General features: G+C 34.8%; 10 protein-coding genes. 4 read left to right on the top strand and 6 right to left on the bottom strand.

The genetic code is table 11. The features are described from left to right. Positions 1-56 precede the first annotated feature (56 nt). From DMB65_RS03915 to DMB65_RS03890, 6 genes are all read right to left on the bottom strand, one after another. Positions 57-2,318: a Gldg family protein gene (locus DMB65_RS03915; protein WP_110305356.1), complete on the bottom strand. Its 2,262-nt coding sequence runs from the start codon at positions 2,316-2,318 to the stop codon at positions 57-59. Between the two features lie 11 nt (positions 2,319-2,329). After that, positions 2,330-3,277 (bottom strand): ABC transporter ATP-binding protein, encoded by a 948-nt coding sequence (locus tag DMB65_RS03910; protein WP_110305355.1) that lies wholly within the window; start codon positions 3,275-3,277, stop codon positions 2,330-2,332. 64 nt (positions 3,278-3,341) lie between these two features. Continuing rightward, the gene (locus DMB65_RS03905; protein ID WP_110305354.1) at positions 3,342-4,715 is read right to left on the bottom strand and encodes a RagB/SusD family nutrient uptake outer membrane protein; all 1,374 of its coding nucleotides are present in this window, start codon (positions 4,713-4,715) and stop codon (positions 3,342-3,344) included. A gap of 11 nt (positions 4,716-4,726) precedes the next feature. Further along, positions 4,727-8,128: a TonB-dependent receptor gene (locus DMB65_RS03900; protein WP_110305353.1), complete on the bottom strand. Its 3,402-nt coding sequence runs from the start codon at positions 8,126-8,128 to the stop codon at positions 4,727-4,729. A gap of 182 nt (positions 8,129-8,310) precedes the next feature. After that, the gene (locus DMB65_RS03895) at positions 8,311-9,354 is read right to left on the bottom strand and encodes a FecR family protein (protein ID WP_110305352.1); all 1,044 of its coding nucleotides are present in this window, start codon (positions 9,352-9,354) and stop codon (positions 8,311-8,313) included. Between the two features lie 224 nt (positions 9,355-9,578). Beyond that, on the bottom strand, positions 9,579-10,166 hold the full coding sequence (locus DMB65_RS03890; protein ID WP_110305351.1) for an RNA polymerase sigma factor: 588 nt from the start codon (positions 10,164-10,166) through the stop codon (positions 9,579-9,581). Between the two features lie 1,144 nt (positions 10,167-11,310). Between DMB65_RS03890 and DMB65_RS03885 the strand changes: the two genes are divergently transcribed. From DMB65_RS03885 to DMB65_RS03870, 4 genes are all read left to right on the top strand, one after another. After that, positions 11,311-14,358, top strand: coding sequence for a beta-L-arabinofuranosidase domain-containing protein (locus DMB65_RS03885; protein WP_110305350.1), 3,048 nt, complete (start codon positions 11,311-11,313; stop codon positions 14,356-14,358). Between the two features lie 57 nt (positions 14,359-14,415). Beyond that, complete coding sequence (locus tag DMB65_RS03880) at positions 14,416-17,106, top strand: DUF5695 domain-containing protein (RefSeq protein WP_110305349.1); 2,691 nt, start codon at positions 14,416-14,418, stop codon at positions 17,104-17,106. Between the two features lie 88 nt (positions 17,107-17,194). Continuing rightward, entirely contained in the window at positions 17,195-18,172 is a 978-nt protein-coding gene (locus DMB65_RS03875) for an ornithine cyclodeaminase family protein (RefSeq protein WP_110305348.1), read from the top strand. Between the two features lie 46 nt (positions 18,173-18,218). Beyond that, on the top strand, positions 18,219-20,360 hold the full coding sequence (locus DMB65_RS03870; protein WP_110305347.1) for a family 43 glycosylhydrolase: 2,142 nt from the start codon (positions 18,219-18,221) through the stop codon (positions 20,358-20,360). The last annotated feature ends 13 nt before the right edge of the window (positions 20,361-20,373 follow it).

The following is a 20,373-nucleotide window of genomic DNA, read 5'->3' as shown; positions in this document are numbered from 1 at the left end:
TTGGGGGACAAAAAACAAATCGAAAATCATTTCTAACGACACCAATGGGGTAATTTTTATCTTCTGTTTCTTCTGATCAATATAAAAGCACCTGTAAGCATAATCAACAATGGAAACAAGCCAATAATTATGATTTTAGTACTATAAAGTTGGTTTGTGCTTATCGTAATGGTGTTGTCAATACTTTTAGGTCGTGTTGTATCAACTGGAAATTTATAATCACTAAACCAGGTAAAAACATCGGTTACAAACTGAAAAGTACCCGTTTGCGATCTATTTAATTCCGAATTGCTCATCAAGTCTGCATCACCAGAGACAATTATCTTTTGGTCTTTACCCTTAATTTTTCTTGTCAAAGCCACTACAAGAGGCACTGATTTAGCAGATGGTTTTCTTTTTATTTCCTCCGTTATTGCATTAATTCCTAATGGGGATTCCCAAACGGGTTGTGCATTGGTTTTAAGTAAAGGTGTTATTTTAAATCCTGTATTTTTGTTTATTGCAACTCCACTACTACCTACTACCGGAATTGGATAACTGGTCTTATTTAATTTAATCAAAGTAGTATCAATACCTTTTTGAAATTCAGTCACTAAAAAATCCGGAGAGTTATCTCCACTTTGCTGAACCAATGCTTGTTTTGTGAAGCTTACACCTAACTTTTCAGTAATCGCAGCTAATGCGCTATTGGTTTCTGGTTCAGCCAAAAGCATCAAATTTTTACCTTGATCAATGTATTTACTGATACGATCGATTGCGCCTTGACTTAGTTGTGATTTAGGATCAGCAACAATTAATATCCCAGTTTGTTCAGGAATATTTTGAGCATTAATATCTATTGTCGCAACATCAAATCCCTGATTTATTAGCGAATTTCTGAATGTTATTTCGTTGAAACCTATTTTATAATTCTTATCTCCGTTTTTATCAATACTGCGTTCCATGTTGCCTGTAGTAAATACAATTTTGACAGGAGGCGTTATCAAACGTTTTAAACTAGCGGAAATCTCTTTTTCAAAGGGCACTTTGAATAAGTCATCGAACATTCTTAAAAATGTTTTTTTACCATTGTACTCAACCGTTCTTACCACTCTGTTTTGTTCAGGTTTCAAATCAATTATTTTGGCAATCTCTTTTGGAGAATACAGTTTTTTTAACTTAATATCTTGCGTTTCAATTAACTTTTCGGCAAGTTGTTTGTCATTTAAGCCTGGATTTTGATCGTACAATGCCGTATTGTTAGACGTATCATAATAATAGACATAATCCATTTTTAACTGAGGAAGAAATCGAGAATATTGTGAAAAACTAGATACATCTTGATTATGAGAATATGGCATAACCATGAAGTAATTAATATCAAGTAAATTGACATAAGTAGTTATTTTTATTGGTCCCTCTATCTTGGTTACAATATCCTGACTAGCTTTGGTCAACGTATTACTTTTGGTAAATGTCATGTCTTTGTAAAAAGTAAGTGGAGCAATTGAGGTAATGTATCCCAATGCCAGAACTACAGTCACCAAGCCAGCATATTTCAGCACTCGCTTTGAAGTGGTTTGTGCATCCCTGCCTGTTTGTAGTTTAAATACACTCAATCCAATAAAAAGTGTACTTACTAAAATAAAGTAAAAGACGTCTTTACTAACAATAAGTCCTTCAATCATTTGGTTAGCACGACCCGCAATCGATAGAAAGTAAGTGATGTCTTTAACATAATCAACACTTTGCCATAGCGTACCAATAAAATTTAAACCCGCCAATACCACTAGAGTACTTATTGCAGCTACTACTTGGTAAGAGGTGAGACAGGACATAAAAAGCCCAATGGCTGCATACGTACAAACCAACAGGTAAAGCCCTATAAGACCTGATAAAATAAATGTTGCGTCTACATTTTCTATAGAAAAATACGCTACTATTCCTTGAATTCCTAAAATTGCCATAAATAAGATACAGTAACTTGCAATGGCAAGAAACTTTCCTAAAACAATCTCTTTAATTTTTATAGGAGAAGATAGTAAAAGCTTAATAGAACCACTATTAATTTCGCGGCTCATGAGTCCCATAGTCAATAAAGGCACATACAAGTATAAATAATTTTGCATTTCGGTAAAAAGACCGCTAAAACCCGAAAAGACGGTTTGAGTTATGTTGTCAAGACCTTCTCCTATTTTTTGAGCTTTCTCAAATCGCTCCAGCGTATCAAAGAATTTCCAACTCGACTGAATGGAAAAAATTACTAAAACAACCCACGCCACAGGCGAATAAAACATGGTATTGAGTTCTGTTTTAGCTATTCTGTATATTGTTTTCATTTATTTATTTTTTAAGAAGTAGGTGAATTTTTAGCAGGCGCTTTTTTTGATAATTGGGCAAAAATTTCGTCTAATGATACTTTTTCGAATTGAATCTCTCGCAATTTCCAATTATTAGAAACGCTAAGTGCTACAATTTTTTCTGCAACTTCCTGTGTTCCTTTAAAAGTAATCTGTACTTTTTTAGGAGAAAGATAAACTGCTGCTGTGATTTCATCTATTGCAGTTAAGGCGTCGATTGTTGGCGGATTCTCGAAACTTGCCGTTAATTTATCGGCTACGATATAATTGTTGAAAGCATCCAGCGTATCAGCGAAAACCATGTGTCCGTTTTCAATCATTCTGATATCCTGACATGTAGCCTGAACTTCAGAAAGAATGTGAGAGGAGAATATAACCGCTTTATCTTCCGAAATTTTTTTAATTAAATTTCTAACTTCTAAAATTTGGTTTGGATCCAGCCCATTGGTTGGCTCATCTAAAACTACCAGTTTGGGTTCATGAATAATGGCTTGTGCAATTCCAACACGCTGTCTGTATCCACCGGATAGGTTTTTAATTAATCGGTGGCTGAAATGTGCAATACCGCATTTTTCTTTGGCTCTTTCAACAGCATTATGTAAATCTTCTTTTTTAACATGTCGCAATTGTGCACAGTGAATTAAATATTCGTTTACTGTTAAATCTAAATGCAAAGGTGGAGTTTGTGGTAAAAAACCAATTAGTTTTTTAGCTTCCACAGGGTTTTCTTTCAGGTTAATGCCGTCAATAAAGATATTTCCATGTGTCTGGTTTAAAACGCCGCAAAGAATATTCATCGTGGTCGATTTTCCGGCTCCATTAGATCCTAAGAGTCCTAGAATTCTATTTTTTTTAATTTCAAAACTAATGTTTTGTATTGCCCAATCCTTACTGTATTGATGCGACAAATCCTCAACTCTTACAATTGTTGTTTCCATAGTGTTTTTTAAAATTGCAAGAATGTATTTTTGCTAAAACACATTCTTGCATCAATTTTAGTGTTTAATATCCTGAATTTTGTTTTAAGAAAGGATTAGAGCGAATAGCTTCTTCAGGTATTGGATATAAACGGTCAGTAGTTTTCCAGATTTTGTCTGATAAAACAGAGAGGGTTTCATCCAGTTTTCCGGTTCTTTTAAGATCCATCCATCTGTGTCCGTTTTCTGCAAAAAATTCACGTTGTCTTTCCAGCGCAATTAAATCCAGTAATTGATTAGGATCTGTTAAAGTAGTATTGCTTAATAAAGCTCTGTTTCGAATGACATTGATATCTTCCTGAGCTCCGGTAATATCATTTGATTTTACTCTGGCTTCGGCTCTGATCAAATACAACTCTGCCAATCTAAGTACTGTTGAGCGTTCTGAAAAAGAACTACCAAAATTAACTTTGTACTTATATGGTGCAATACCTAAAAATGCACCGTTTCTATCCTTAATATCAATTGTCCACTTTGTCTTTCTGTCATCACCGGTTTCAAAAAGGGCATTTCCTTTTCTTAATAATGACCGACCAGCGGTTGTAAATACAAAAGCACCTTCATAAGTATAATTGACATTATAATAAGGTATTTGAAGAATAGACTCCTCATTGTCTGAAATAAACGGACTGTTTGATTCACTCAAACCTGTAATTATTTTGTAAGTTCCCGTTTCGTTTAGTACTGCAGTAGCATGTGTAGTTGCATCAGTCCATTTTCCTAAATACAAATTTACTCGTGCAAGCAAAGCCTCAGCAGCCCATTTTGTAGCTCTGATTCTTTGTTGTTCTTTATATTTTGTATAATCCGTTGGAAGATCTTTTGAAGCATCAGTTAAATCAAGTATAATTTGTTCATAAACAGCTTCTTGAGATGATTTCGGCAACAATGCAGAAACATCAATATTTGTAGTGAGTACTAATGGTACATCACCCCAAATATTAGTCAGGTAAAAATAACAATAGGCTCTTAAAAATTTTGCCTCTGCAATCCATTGTTTGCTTTTAACAGGATTAAGTGTCTTACTTTTGCTTACTCCTTCGACAACATTGTTGGCATTATAAATTGTTTTGTATAATTCTGACCACATCGAGCCTATAGTACCATCAATTTCCTCAATTTCATTGCTACTATAAACAGTTGCAATACCATTTTGAGGTATTAATTCGTCAGAAGTCTGTCCAAGAACATGATGTAGATTATTGTAGTAAAATGAGGTAACCATACTCTGGTAAATTCCGTTTACCGCAGCATCTGCAGTTTGATCTGAAACATATACGGTTTCAGATGATAATTCGTTAACAGAAAGGTCAACATCCAGCATATCCTCACAGCCTGTAAGTCCTGCTAAAATTAAAAACGAAAATATGTAGGTATATTTAGTGAAAATATTTTTCATAATTTGTAGAATTAAAATGTAAACTGAGTTCCAAAAGTGATCGTACGTAATGGAGGCAATGCCAAGCCTGGTGTTTCCGGATCAAGTCCTTTGTATTTTGTAAAGGTTACTAAATTCTGCCCCTGAAGCGAAAGACGGATTGCTTTTATATATTTCTGAGCTCCTTCCTTTAGAGGAATCTGGTAAGAGGCATTCACATTTTTAAGTTTTATATAAGATGCATCTATTATAGTAGCATTTGACCCCATATAGTCATAAAAGCCACTCTGATAACCTGAGCTTAGGACATTTCCTTGCGCTAAGTAATCTCTATACTCATCTACCTGAAAATTAGCAGTACTGTAAGGATATCCTGGCTGTGCACCCTGAGTGGCCATTAATGTTGTGCCATCCTGTTTTACGAACTGGAATAAAAAGTCAAGAGTAAAGGCTTTATAGCTAATTGTATTTGAGATACCACCATAATATTGCGGATATGCTGGGCCATAATATTCTCTGTCACCCACTTTTGTATCTGCTAATCCGCGGGAAATTTTTCCATCGCCGTTTGCATCTTTAAATTGTGGTTTTCCATTAATATTGCCTGTATAAGTATATAAATATCGGCCGCCTAAAGGTCTGCCTACAACGTATTGAGAGTAATAACTACTAAATTCAATACCATCAAATTTTGCCAATTTATTGGAGTTAGTCGAAATGTTAAAAGAAGTTGACCACGTTAAATCTTTGGTACGGATGTTTGTTGTACCAAGGGTAAACTCCCAGCCCTGATTTTCAACCTGAGCAGGTAAATTTGCTGTGTAAGACGGAAATCCTGCTTGTGGACTTAGTGTATAACTTACTAATTGATTACTAGAGCTATTTTTGTAATAAGCTGTTGTAAAAGAGATACGATCCTTAAGGAAACTTAAATCTAAAGCTGCTTCAAATTTCTTGGTAAGTCCCCATTTAATATTTGGATTGGAAATTTTGGTAGCAGCCATAGAAGGATTTCCAACACCATAAGTAGCTGCTTTATAAGTATCGGCATATTCGTAATTTCCAATCTCGTCGCTTCCGATTTCTCCATAGCTGGAGCGGATTTTACCAAAACTTAGCCATGAGTTGTCCTTTAAGAACTTTTCTTCGGTAAAAATCCATGCCCCTCCAACAGAACCAAAATTTCCATAACGGTTATTAGCACCAAATTTAGAAGAACCATCTCTTCTGAAGTTAACATTCAGAATGTATTTGTTTTCAATATTATAATTAAGTCTGCTGAAAAGCGAAAGGTATTTGTATTCTGAGCTTCCATTAGTTGCAGATATTGTTCCTGCTGCCGCTACATTACCAATTAAGTTATCCGAAGAATAATCAGAAGCGCTTAAATAAGCCGGCATTTCATCTTTTCTGTCTTGCCAGGATCCTCCAACAAGTGCTGCAAGGTTACCTTTCCATAATTGGGTTGTATAATTAAGCTGAGGATCTATGGTAAAATTATTGCTATTGTTTGTTGAAGTAGTATAAGATCTTGATGTATCATATCCATTTGCTTCATCATATGCGTGGTTACTGGCAGATGCAGGCATAAACTGCTTGGTAAGCATTTGAGCTCTTCCGTATCCCAAATCTGTTTTAAAAGAAAGCCCTTTAGCAATTTCATATTGAAGGGTTAAACTGGTGATTAAGTTAATTCCTTTATCATCAACTCTTTTCCCTAGAGCTGCAAGAGGGTTAATGTCACTAAAATAATCCGGAGACCAGTAATAACTGCCATCTGCATTATAAGTTGGGCGGTTTGGAGCAGTACCAACTGCATAAGTTGTAATATCAAAAAATGGAAGCTGATTATGATCTGTAGCGAAAAGGACAGATGCTCCTATTTTTAATTTCTTATTTAGTGTACTGTGATTTACATTAAAATTAGTAGAGAATTTATCGTAGGTGAAATCTCCGGGTACAACAGTAGTTTCTTTGTGGTAAGCGGCACTTAAAAGAAAGTTTGTTTCATCATTTCCACCTCTTAGGGAACCTGAATAGTTATTGAAGTTTGCTGTACCGCCTATCAGTTTTTCCTGCCAGTTGGTGTATGCATTAGGATCCCAGTCTGTAAGAGCAATACCGTTACTGTCCACATCTGCAACATCACCATTATTATCTAAGGCAGTTTGTAACATATTGAGGTAAGCAGGGGTATCTAATGTTTTTACCATGTGGGCTACTTCAGAAACCCCGGAGTTTGTCGTTATAGTAAATTCTGTTTTTCCTGCCTTTCCTTTTTTGGTTGTAATAAGTACAACACCATTTGCTCCTCTTGAACCGTAAATGGCCGTAGCATCAGCGTCTTTAAGAATTTCAATACTTTCTATATCATTTGGATTAAGAATGTTTAGTGGACTTGTTCTTTTTTGTGCTCCTCTGACCACTTGCATATTTGCTTGACCTCCATCTTTTTGTGCCTGCTCCTTTATATCATCGCCTATATAAGGAATTCCGTCTATAATATAAAAAGGAAGGTTGTCTCCAGCAATAAAATTTCGACCACGTATACTAATATTCATATCGCTTCCTGCATATCCGGAAGTCTGCGTTACAAAAACCCCGGCAGTTCGTCCTTGTAATGCTTGCAGAATATTTGTTATGGGTTGTTTTTCTATATCCTCAGCCGTAATTTTAACTACAGACCCCGTGGTAGTTCTTTTTGTTGTTGTACCATATCCAATAATAACAACTTCATCTAATTTGGCTAAATCAGGCTGTAATTGTATCACTACAGAACTTTGGTTTTCAACAGTAATTTCTTGTGTTTTGTAGCCTAGATAAGTAACTTTTAGCGCGTGCTTTCCAGGTGGTAAATCAATATAAAATTGCCCGTCAAAATCAGTTACACCGTGTTTATTACTTCCTACAAGTAAAACAGAAACACCGGGTAATGGAAATCCTTTTTCATCCAAAACTTTTCCAGTAAGTGTACGGTCTTTTTCTGGTACATTATTTTTTCCGGATGAACCAATTTCTGTCTTAACCGTTTCTTTTTTATAAATGACCACACTTTTATCTACTTGCTTATATCCTAGATTACTCCCTTCAAGTACGCGGTCCAAAATTTCACTTACGGCACGTTTTCCTCGCGATGTTGAAATCTTCGGAAAATTAGCAATCATCTGTGGCTGGTAGGCAAACAGTAATCCTGTTTTATTTTCAATAGTCTTAAATAAGGTTTTAATATCCTGATTATGAAGCTCAATATCAACAGATATATTGTCTAAACTCTGACCGCTCATTTCATTTGCAAATACCATTGGGGTACCGCAGGTGAGTAAAAAAATGTGGAATAAACTGATTCGCATGATCATAATGGTTTTTTTTGAAAGTCCGAACAAAGAATTGCTCTTTTCTCTTTCAAGCATGGTTGTTTTACAGCGTAATTTCATAAATTTGCTTGTTTTTTAATGGTTACTGGTTTTAATTGTTAAAAATCTGAGCCATCTGGTGTAGGAGCCGGATGGTTTTTTTTTTGTTTTAATCTTATACTACTGGTTTTGGTTACTACTATTTGATGCCATCTAAGTAGGAGGTTAGCTGGCTATCAATCTATTTTTTTTAATATAAATATTTATTCACAGCCTTTTCCGTCTAAAATAACAGACCCTGTTTTATTGTAACGGTATTCTGTTTCAGTAACGCTTGAGATTACTTTTAGAACATGGTTCAGATCTTCTTCGTTTAAGAAACTTGCTGTTATTCTGCAATTCTTAATTTTTTCATTGGCTAATACAATTTGTACTTTGTATTTCTGAGATATTAAGGCAACTGCTTCCTCCATATTTATATCGTCAAGAATCAGGTAATTGCTTTTCCATTCGGTTACAACGGCTGCACTTACATTATTCTGTTCAAAATCCAAGGTGCTTTTGTTCACCTTAATCTGCTGGTTAGGAGTGATTACGCCATATATTTTTTCTGTATCTCCAACCTGAACTTTACCACGGGTCACTGTAACTTCTATGTTTTTAGATGAATTGCGTGCATTGATATTGAATGCCGTACCTAAAACTTTTGTTTGTACCTTACCGGTATGTACAATAAAAGGTTTTGTTTCGTTTCTTTTAATGTCAAAAAAAGCTTCTCCGGTAAGGGTTACTTCACGGGTTTTATTGTTAAAAGAACTTTGATCGTATTTTAAGCTACTTTTATCGTTTAAAAGAACTGTACTTCCGTCTGGCAGGTGAATCAATTGTTTGCCGCTAAAATCTACCAACGTGTTTTCTGTAATTATATCCTGCTCAACAACCGGGTTAGTAATTGAAGTTTTTTGTTGAAAAAACAAGCTGTTGCCAATAGCTATCAAAGCGATAATACTAGCTGCAGCAAAAATTACACGAAGAATTTTTTTTCTGTTTCTTTTTTCTGTTTCTAATCTGATTACACCACTGTCATCTTTTGTTTCAGATAAAATGCATCTTAAAACATAAGCACTCTCTTCGGTATCCATTACTTCTGATCCGGTCTTTTCTTTAAGCATCGTATGAATTTTCTCTTTTAAGAAATCATCATATTCACCATTTCGGATAAGTTGCATCAGTTCTTGTTCTTCAACTTCTGACAGTTTCCTTTGTAAATAATTTTCAAATAATTCTTCAAAAATTTTATCTTGCATTCGATTCGAAATTAAATAAGTTAATAATAGTTTTAAATGGTAAACTTGGGGGTGTTTGTATTTTGTTTTAAGACCCTCTCTATTTTTGGGGTAAACCAGCTAAATAGGTGATCTTTATTATAAAGACGATTTAAAAAAAGGGAGGGAGTAGTCGAAAGTAAAAAAAATGTAAAAAAAACGTAAAAAAACAATCCAAAGGATGTTTTGAAAGAAAAGATTTAAAATCAGGCTTTGAAGAATAAAAGAATTGTCATGAAAATATTCATGTAAGGAGAAATTCTGTGGCGTACAAATTTTAATGCCTGTGCCATGTGTTTTTTAACTGTTTCGGTAGAAATTCCCAGATCTTCACCAATTTTTTGATGACTCAAACCTTCCCATTTAGCCATTTTATAAATTTTTTGCTGTTGAGGAGGAAGTTGTTCCACTATCTGGTTTAAAAGGACATTATACTGGGCATCTTTAATAGCCGTATCAGTATCTTCTGTAATTGCATTTTTATAATTAATAGCAATCGGCAAAGCTGTTTCCCTTGCTATTTTTTTGATCATGTCAAAAATGTGATTACGGGAAACAATAAAAAGATAATTTTCGAAATTGGCTATATCGTTCAGGTTTTCATGATTCTGCCAGATTTTCATAAAAACATCCTGAACAACCTCTTCGGCTAAAATTTTTGATTTCGTTATTTTTAAAGCAGTTCCGTAAACACCATTTTTGTATTTGTTGTATAGAATGGTAAACGCCGGTTCGCTTCCCTGAGACAACTCAAGAAGAAGTTTACTTTCGTCAAAACCGGAATTGATAGGCATCTGTAAAAATGATTTATTCAATTCAGCAATATTATTTAATTTTTTTCAAAACTGTATGCTTAATCCAAAATATGTCTTAAAAATACCATTTTGATAATTTAACCCATTAGTTATTATGTTATCATAAAAATTGGTACTGATATTTTGCGTATGATTTAATGAAGAATAAAATTAGTATTATTGTATTGTAGGTTAAGTCTTGTTTTAAATAAGGATACTATATCTTTGAAATAAAAATAGAATGTTTTTTTGAGGATTGTTTATAAAAACAATATGTCGGTGGTTTGTTTATAACTCATTTCTTAAAACAACTTTAAACGGTTTTCAAGTGTTTTTTGAACATTATATTAAATCTTTACTCAGGATAACGGAGATAATTTTAGTAAATAATGATTGGTTTTATGTAGATCAGTTTCTTTTTAATTGAAGAGTCTTTTTTTAACGCTGTACTTTAAAGTAGGTTTTTATGTATAAATAAGTTGATTCTGTCACATCTAAAGTTCGATTTATCTCCAAAACACCTTTTAAATTGAATTTTTTATATTTTAATTATGAAATATTTTAGCAATAATAATGGGCATTGATGCGTTCTATATCAATATAAGTAACCGCAATAATAAAAGGTTATAAATTCAGCCATACTTGGAAAACTCAAGATAAAAACAGGCTTTAATTTTGATTATAAAATTTATTTTACAAATTCGTGATACTGTGGGGGGCATCACAATAACCTTTGGATCTTTAAGATTCAAAGGTTTTTTTTTGATTAGTCTAGATTATTCTTTCTCAAAGCCAGGACTTTCCTCAGTCACATAATGAACATTATCCATAATCACCTTTACTATGAGTGCGAAAATTTTGTAAACCGGTATTTAAGGCGCATATTTTTGAGATCTTCAAAAAGTAATCGAATATTGTATCATTTATTCAGCAATCATATGTTTTCTGGATACTAGAGGATAATTTAGTATCAGTATCAGATAAAATTCCGGTTAAAAGTTTTGGTAGATCATCTTAAATTTACAAATGTGAGTTCTATTAACAAAACAAGAAGAAATAGTAAATAATAACACTTTTTTTCAGTCAAAGTTTTCTAATTATGATTGAGTTTTGTTTTCTTATTAAAATTTAAATTTAGAAAAATATGAAAATACATAAGCTTCTTTTATGTGCAGTATTGAGTTTAGGATCTATGAACTTCGCAGTTGTTTGGGCACAAAGTGGTGATCAGATTTTAGATGGTATTGGGGAAACAGGATTGATTGCACGGTATGTTTTTAATGGAGATATAAAGGACTGGTCAAGAAACAACCTTCATGCTAACACAGGGGAATCAAAATTGAATTTTGAAGATGATCAGAAATTTGGTAAAGTTCTCTCATTGTCAAACGGTTTTATTACCATTCCGGGTAATGCATTAATTGAGGAAGAATCAATCAGTATTTCAGGATGGATTTATTTGCGTTCTGTTAAAAAGGGGCAGCATTTTTTTGATTTTGGAAAAAGCACTAAATCAAATTTTTTTATTGCACCAATGGGAGATACCAATAATACAGCATTTACTACTGCAGTTACGACACAATCAGGAAAAAAGTATCAGGCTAATGCACCAATACTGGAAGCTAATAAGTGGTATTACATTACAGTGGTTATAGATAGTCCTCATAAAACGGTAAGCACATATGTAAATGGAGCATTGGGGGCTACAATAAAGAATTTGGATCTTGATCTAATACAATTATTTGATACCAATCTGACTAAAAATAACAAACTGTATATTGGAAAATCATTTGTGACTGAGGACTCCTATTTAGATGCGAAATTACATGATTTCAGATTGTACCGAATTCCTTTAAATGAAAAACAAATAGGAAAAATTTATCATAATGCTTTGGATGATGGCTATGAAGAGGAGGAAACAGAAGTTGCTGTTGGGGATTTAGTGAAATTTCCAGTCACAACACCTCAGTTATATAATCAATATTTGACGAGTGTAACAGATGTTAAAGTGCAAACGGTAGTGGGAAGTCTTCCGCGATTACCACGTTATATCAAGGGTGTGTATAAAAATGGAATCCAGGGACCTGAAGTAAAAGTGATCTGGCCTGCTCCAAAAGATAATAGTTCAGTATTAAAAGCCGGAGAATATACTATAAGCGGAATTGTTGCCGGTACCGATTTAAAGCCAAAAGCTTTTGTTACTGTAAAAGAAGGTAAAGTAGCTGCTGCGCCAAAGTTAAAGCTGGAAACTTTCAATTTGGATGAGGTATCATTGAATTCAGATCTTCATGGGCACAATACCAAGTTTATGGAGAATCGTGATAAGTTTATCAATACCCTCGCCAATACAAATCCAGATTCTTTTCTGTATATGTTTCGCAATGCTTTTGGGCAAGAACAGCCAAAAGGAGCAGAGTCGTTGGGTGTTTGGGATACGCAGGATACCAAGTTACGAGGGCATGCTACCGGACATTATCTAACAGCACTGGCACAGGCTTATGCCAGTACAGGATATGATAAAGCTTTGCACGACAATTTTGCTGCTAAGATGGGGTATATGGTTAATACCCTTTATGAATTAGAACAAATGTCTGGTCAGCCAAAAGAGGCTGGAGGATCTTTTGTTTCAGATCCAACGCTGGTACCGCCGGGATTAGGTAAAACAGAATATGATTCGGATTTAAGTACAGAAGGGATTCGTACCGATTACTGGAATTGGGGAAAAGGATTTATAAGCGCTTATCCGCCAGATCAGTTCATAATGTTAGAAAAAGGAGCTAAATACGGCGGACAGAAAACGCAAATTTGGGCACCCTACTATACGCTACATAAAATACTTGCCGGATTAATGGATATTTATGAAGTGAGTGGGAATGAAAAAGCGCTTCAGGTAGCCAAAGGCATGGGAAGCTGGGTGCATGCCCGTATGGCCAAGCTGCCAACGGAAACGCTAATTACAATGTGGAACACCTACATTGCAGGTGAATTTGGTGGTATGAACGAAGCTATGGCCCGCCTGTATAGAATAACAAATGACAAACAATATTTAGAAGTTGCGCAGTTATTCGATAACATCAAAGTGTTTTATGGTGATGCCCAACATTCAAATGGGCTGGCTAAAAATGTAGATACATTTAGAGGTTTGCATGCAAATCAGCACATACCTCAGATTATTGGAGCTCTTGAAATGTATCAGGACTCTAATATTCCTGATTATTATCGTATAGCAGATAATTTTTGGTATAAAACTACAAACGATTATATGTACAGTATTGGAGGGGTTGCCGGAGCAAGTAATCCCGCAAATGCAGAATGTTTTATTGCTGAGCCGGCAACAATTTATGAAAACGGTTTTTCTGCAGGTGGACAAAATGAAACTTGCGCTACCTATAACATGCTGAAATTAACCAGCGATTTGTTCCTTTATGAACAGCGTGGTGAATTAATGGATTATTATGAGCGTGGTTTGTATAACGATATATTGGCTTCTGTAGCAGAGAATACGCCTGCCAATACCTATCATATACCCTTAAGGCCAGGTTCTGTAAAGCAATTTGGGAATGCAAAAATGAATGGTTTCACTTGTTGTAATGGTACCGCATTAGAGAGTAATACAAAATTTCAAAATTCGATTTATTTTAAGAGTTTAGATAATAAAGCTTTGTATGTAAATCTTTATGTTCCATCAACCTTAAAGTGGAAAGAAAAGGATGTTACCATAGTACAAACGACTTCTTTTCCTAATGAGGATCATACACTGTTAACCATTGAAGGTAAGGGAAAATTTGACGTAAATGTGCGTGTACCATATTGGGCAACCAAAGGGTTTTTTGTAAAAATAAACGGGAAAGAGGTAAAAACAAAAGCAATACCGGGAAGTTACCTTACGTTAAGCAATAATTGGAAAAATGGAGATACTATCGAGTTACGTATGCCTTTTCAGTTTTATTTAGACCCGGTAATGGATCAGCAAAATGTTGCCAGTTTGTTTTATGGCCCTGTTTTACTGGCTGCACAGGAAGTGAGTCCTCTCAAAGAATGGAGAAAAGTGACTTTAGATGCGAAGGATATAAGTAAATCAATAAAAGGAAATCCGGAAAAATTAGAGTTTACTATCGATGGGGTTGAATTTAAACCTTTTTATAACACTTACGGACGACATTCGGTTTATTTGGATGTCACACTAGAATAACTTCCTGAAGTTTTCAATAGAAATTAGATAGAAAGAAAATACAGAAATACAGCAAACATGAAAAATATAAATTTTAGAATTGGTTTATTATTATTTGTAATAGGAACTACCAATATCCAGGCACAAGACTATTGGACGAGGATTGAAAAAAAAGAACCAACTTTGGGTATTGCAGAGATTTATCAAAAATACAATACCCCTTCTTTCCAGTTAAAGTTGGTAAAAGCCTCACAGACTGTTGCAGGTTTAAGACCAGTTAAAAATTTGAATTTTGATTTTACGCCAGGCGATCGGCTTGAAATTAGAGACAAAGACGGTTTGTATCATTTAGGGGATATCAATTTAAGAATCAGAGAGGTTAACACATCTGACTGGAAGAGTTATTCAACTGCTGCAAAACGCAGAGCAATTACTGCTTTGCCAACTTCAGATAAAATTTTAGCCGCTGCAGATTTAGCCAATACATTGCCCGGTGATATTCCTGTAATTATTAAACGCTATTATGAAAACGATGGCGGTCAATTGGTGCTGCGATTTGAGATAACCAATAAATCAGATAAAAATATTGAGATTGGTGCTTTAGGAATTCCGATGGTTTTTAATAATATTCTGGAAGGCAAGTCACTCAATGAAACGCATGCTCAAAATGTATTTTTTGATCCGTATATTGGTATGGGGGCAGGCTATTTAGAAGTAAAAAGATTAAGCGGAGAAGGACCAGCATTATTAGTTTTACCAAAGGAGAACATGAACTTTGAGGCTTACCGTCCTTTAAATGACGATCCAACTCCAAGAAGTATCGTTTTCGAAGGTTTTCATGAATGGATGGTATACAGTAAAGCGTATGCTGAGAACGAATGGAAAGATGCAAAACAATGGAATGTTCCGACATCATTGATCTTAAAACCGAAAGAATCTAAAAATTTCTCTTTAAAATTAGTGCTTTCTGAAGGAATTGAAGCCATTCAGAATACGCTTGTAACAGAAAATCTTCCTGTAGCAACAAGTGTTCCGGGGTATGTGCTTCCACAGGATGTTAAATCGCAATTGTTTTTGAATTACAAAAGTGAAGTAAGTTTCTTTGAAGTGGAGCCTAAAGGAGCAATTGAAATAAAAGAAAACGGAAGAACACCTAAAGGTTTAAAAAAATATATTGTAAGCGGTGTAAAATGGGGACGTGCCCGATTAACGGTTACCTATAAGGATGGTATGAAACAAACGGTTAACTATAAAGTTATTAAGCCAGAAACCGAAGTGATTAAAGATTTTGGACACTTTTTAACGAATGAGCAGTGGTTTGATCAGCCTGACCCCATTTTTAAAAGAAACCCATCGGTAATTAGTTATGATTACGAAACTAAAAAACAACTAACGCAGGATAGCAGAGCATGGGTTGCCGGATTAAGTGACGAGGGAGGAGCAGGAGGCTGGTTAGCGGCTATTATGAAACAGCTTATTCAGCCTGATAAAGAAGAAATTAAAAAGTTAGAAAAGTTTGTAAACACAACACTTTGGGGTAATATTCAGTACAATGAAGGCAAAAATAAATACGGTGTTAAAAAAAGTGTATTTTATTATGAACCCGATTCTTTACCAAAAGGAACATACAGTAAAGACATTGATTACTCTTCCTGGGCTGCGTGGAAAGTTAAAGAGGCAAATGATCCCGGAAGGTCTTATAATTATCCACACGCTGCAGCAGCTTACTGGACAATGTACCGATTAGCGAGATATAATAAAGGATTAGTAGATAGCAATACCTGGGATTGGTATTTAAAGCAAGCGTATTATACTTCCATTGCAATGGTAGAACAAGCACCTTATTACGCACAGTTTGGTCAAATGGAGGGTTCTGTGTTTTTATTCCTTCTGGATGATTTGAAGACAGAAAAATTTACAGATATGGCTTTAAATTTAGAAGCAAAAATGAAAGACAGGGCCAATCATTGGAGAGCATTAGAATATCCTTTTGGAAGTGAAATGCCATGGGATTCAACAGGTCAGGAAGAAGTATATATGTGGTCTGATTATTTTGGTTATGATGAAAAAGCAGAGGTTACTTTAAATGCAATTTTAGCTTATATGCCAACTATGCCGCATTGGGCTTACAATGGAAATGCCCGTAGGTATTGGGATTTTTTATATGGCGGAAAATTAGCAAGAGTAGAACGTCAGATTCATCATTATGGGTCTTCGTTGAATGCTATTCCGGTATTAAAACAGTATAGAAAAAAATCAGATGATTTGTATTTGCTAAAAGTAGGGTATGGAGGACTTTTAGGAGGAATTTCAAACATTACTGAAGACGGATTTGGACCGGCAGCATTTCACTCATATCCAACAGAATTACGAATGGATTATTTATCAGGAGATTATGGTTCCGGATTTTATGGGTATGCCGTTAATACCGCTACTTATATTACAAAAGAAGATGATTTAGGCTGGTTAGCTTTTGGAGGTAATCTAACCACAAAAGGGGATGTAGTAGAAATACAATTAACTACTGCTGCAAAATCTAAAGTTTTCATCAGCCAAAAACAGTTGTGGTTAACATTAGACGCTGGTACTTTTGAAAAAGTTTCTTATAACACAAAAACAGATGAGGTATCCATTACATTAAATCCTGCGAATGAGTTTACACCAAATGCTTATTTAAGAATTAATAAAGATATTACCTTGCCTTATACTAAAGAGAGAGGAGCTTATGAAATTCCTTTACAGAAAAAGAGTTTAACCATAAAATTATAGTTGTCAGTTCATTTTTTTTATAGAAATCTGTCTTTAAGAGTAAATAAATGGTTTGATTCTGCATTAGTTATATTTAAAAAAGTCATACATGAATACTGCTATTCCTTACATAACGGATGATTTCATTGAGAATAATTGCCATTTCAATGATTTAGTAGAAGCTCTTAAAGATGGATTTTCAAATTCGGCTATTGAAGTGCCCATGCGCCATCATCATGATTTTCATAATCCTGACGAAGATAAAGATTCGACCTTACTCTTGATGCCTGCTTTTAATCCGGGTAAAGAGTTAGGGGTGAAGATAGTTACGGTAAGTCCCAATAACGGAAAGTACAATTTGCCAGCTATTCAGGGGATGTATTTATATCTGGATGCACACAAAGGATATATAAAAGCCATTTTAGATGCAAAATCGTTAACCGCCAAAAGAACTGCTGCAGCATCGGCATTAGCGAGCAGTTATTTATCCAGAAAAGATTCTTCATCGCTCCTTATTCTGGGTACCGGTGCATTGTCCATTAACTTAATTAAAGCACATTGCAGCGTAAGACCCATTACAACTGTTTATGTCTGGGGACGAAGTTTTGAGAAAGCACAAAGAATATGTGATGCTTTAAAAGCAGAATCATTTACTTGTACTGCTATAGCAAAAATTGAGGATAAAATCGCAGAAGTTGCTATTATTTGTGCAGCTACTTTATCCGCAACTCCTTTGGTTTTTGGAGAGTTTTTAAAAAAAGGACAACATCTAGATTTAGTGGGAGCTTATAAAAAGAATACCCGTGAAGCTGATGATCAGGCTATAATCAAATCAAGTGTTTTTGTAGATACCTATCAGGGCGGTTTAAAAGAAAGCGGTGATATTGTAATCCCATTATCAAGTGGGATTCTTTCTAAAGAGTCCATAAAAGCAGACTTATTTGAGTTGTGCAGTACTACTAAATTAGGAAGAACTTCAGATTCTGAAATTACACTTTTTAAGTCGGTGGGTCATGCTTTAGAGGATCTGGTTGCGGCTTCTTATTTTTATTCGCTGTTTCAAAATAAAAAGTCGACACTTTTTTAGAATAGCGATGAACTGTTTTTATAATTAATGAATGTCAAAATACAAGATGAAAAAAAGTAACATACTGTTTATTCGCTTTTTGCTATTTTTTGCAATAAGTAGTTATGCACAGGAAAAGGTGAATGTTAACATATCTAATGCTGGAAATCCGGTTTTACCAGGTTACTTTGCAGATCCTACTATTAAAAAATTTGGTGATGTTTATTTTATTTATGCCACTACCGATAATGAAATGCTGGCTTCAGGAGCGCCAACAGTCTGGTATAGCAAAGATTTAAAAAACTGGTATAATCATACCATGGAAATACCTTCGTTTACAGCAAAACCGATTACAAATTTTTGGGCACCGGACATTGTTTTAGGAAATGATGGCAAATACTATTTGTATTTTGGAAACTGTGAAATTGGCTGCAATATTTATGGATATGTTTCGGATACACCTGTTGGCCCCTGGAAAAAATTAAGCGAAAATGACGTTCCTGTTATTTCGAATGGATACCCAAGAGAAGGTTTTCCCTCACTTGACGCACAGTTTTTTAAAGATACCGATGGTAAAGTATATGGTTATTGGGGAACCTGGGTACACTACAATGGCGGGTACGCTGTGGGAGAACTTGATACTGCTACAATGAAGGATATGATGAATTCAAAAAACATTCCTTTGAGTCAGACACCTAAGCCTTTTGAGGCGGCCTATATGATGAAAAAAGGCAGTAAATACATATTGATGTACTCTGGCGATTCCTGCCATGATGAAACTTATAATGTTCGTTATTCTTACGGGGATACTCCTTATGGACCATTTACAGAAGGTCAGAATAATCCAATTTTGAGTACTACCGAGGATAAAACTACACACGGTCCGGGACATCATTCGGTTTTAGAAGATGTAAATGAGTATTACATGGTGTACCACAAACATGATTATCCAATGACCCGTGGCGGTCTTGCCAGACAAGTATGTATTGATAAAATGATTTTCGAAAACGATTCTGTCATAAAAAAAGTAATACCAACTGCTAAAGGTGTTGGCGCTATTGTAAAGTCTACAATGCCAGAAAATATAGCTTTAGATGTTGCTGCAACTGCGTCGTCTTATTATCATTTACGATCCTCAGAATATGATTATCAATATAAGCCCACTTTTGCCACAGACGATAATAATGCCACCATGTGGAAAGCTGCCAGCAATACATTACCACAAGATTTGACAATCGATTTAGGAGCGGTAAAAGAAATAAAAAGGGTTATGACACAATTTGAGTTTGCCAGTTATTATTACCAATACACTTTACAATATTCAAGTGATGGTAAAAAATGGAACATGTATGCTGATAAATCCAAAAATCAAATTTCAGGCAGCCCAATGATTGACGATAATGCTATTTCGGCACGTTACTTAAAACTAACCGTTTTGGGAACTGAAAAGACAGGGCTTTATGCTGCTGTTTGGAATATAAAAGTATATAGTTCTTTATTTGAGATTCCTTTACAATTGCAAAATAAAAAATCGAATAGGGAGGTAGCTGCTGTAAGTACTCATAAAATGTTGCTAGATCTTAACGTAAATAATACAAAAAAGAGCGGCTCTTTTACTAAGTTATCAAACAAAGGCGCTATTGGAGGAACTTTTGTAAAAAATGGTGATGTCACTATAGAAAAGGATAACGAAGGGGTTAAGGCATTTAAATTCACTAATGGCTCTTTGGTATTAGATCAACCTGTCCCAAAAAGTTTAGCATGGAATGGTTCTTATACCGTTGCCATCTGGATAAAAAATCCCGAAATAGCTAAAGAAGGTGAAATTATAGCTTCATGGTGCGACAGAACAGCTTATAATCTGGCTAATTCTTACAATGCTTTGGCTTACAATAGTAGTCACTATGGTGCTGCACCACATTTGGACGGTCATTTTGATATGAAATACAACAAACTACCTGAGGCTAATAAGTGGCATCATATCGTTTTGACTTTTGATGGTGTTGTAGAGAAAATGTATGTTGATGGTGTATTGGATAATTCTCAAAATATGATGTTGTCCTCTGCAATTGATAAAGCTAAAATTAGTATTGGCGCATCGGATATTGGAGAAAACTACTCGGGTTATATGACCTCATTGCAAATGTATGATTATGCCTTGACTAAAGAAGAAGTCGTAAAACACTTAAAAACAACTAAAATTAAATAATAAACACCATCTA

Origin of the sequence: Flavobacterium cheongpyeongense, assembly GCF_003202435.1 — a bacterium.
GTDB classification, from domain to species: domain Bacteria; phylum Bacteroidota; class Bacteroidia; order Flavobacteriales; family Flavobacteriaceae; genus Flavobacterium; species Flavobacterium cheongpyeongense.
Note: the sequence above shows the minus strand (reverse complement) of the source record. Positions and strands in the feature narration are given on the sequence as shown.

Bases quoted from the DNA above. Each gene is read 5' to 3' on its own strand.
- DMB65_RS03895 (WP_110305352.1), bottom strand. From the start codon at position 9,354: ATGCAAGATAAAATTTTTGAAGAATTATTTGAAAATTATTTACAAAGG.
- DMB65_RS03870 (WP_110305347.1), top strand. From the start codon at position 18,219: ATGAAAAAAAGTAACATACTGTTTATTCGCTTTTTGCTATTTTTTGCA.
- DMB65_RS03885 (WP_110305350.1), top strand. From the start codon at position 11,311: ATGAAAATACATAAGCTTCTTTTATGTGCAGTATTGAGTTTAGGATCT.
- DMB65_RS03910 (WP_110305355.1), bottom strand. From the start codon at position 3,277: ATGGAAACAACAATTGTAAGAGTTGAGGATTTGTCGCATCAATACAGT.
- DMB65_RS03900 (WP_110305353.1), bottom strand. From the start codon at position 8,128: ATGAAATTACGCTGTAAAACAACCATGCTTGAAAGAGAAAAGAGCAAT.
- DMB65_RS03880 (WP_110305349.1), top strand. From the start codon at position 14,416: ATGAAAAATATAAATTTTAGAATTGGTTTATTATTATTTGTAATAGGA.
- DMB65_RS03915 (WP_110305356.1), bottom strand. From the start codon at position 2,318: ATGAAAACAATATACAGAATAGCTAAAACAGAACTCAATACCATGTTT.
- DMB65_RS03875 (WP_110305348.1), top strand. From the start codon at position 17,195: ATGAATACTGCTATTCCTTACATAACGGATGATTTCATTGAGAATAAT.
- DMB65_RS03890 (WP_110305351.1), bottom strand. From the start codon at position 10,166: ATGCCTATCAATTCCGGTTTTGACGAAAGTAAACTTCTTCTTGAGTTG.
- DMB65_RS03905 (WP_110305354.1), bottom strand. From the start codon at position 4,715: ATGAAAAATATTTTCACTAAATATACCTACATATTTTCGTTTTTAATT.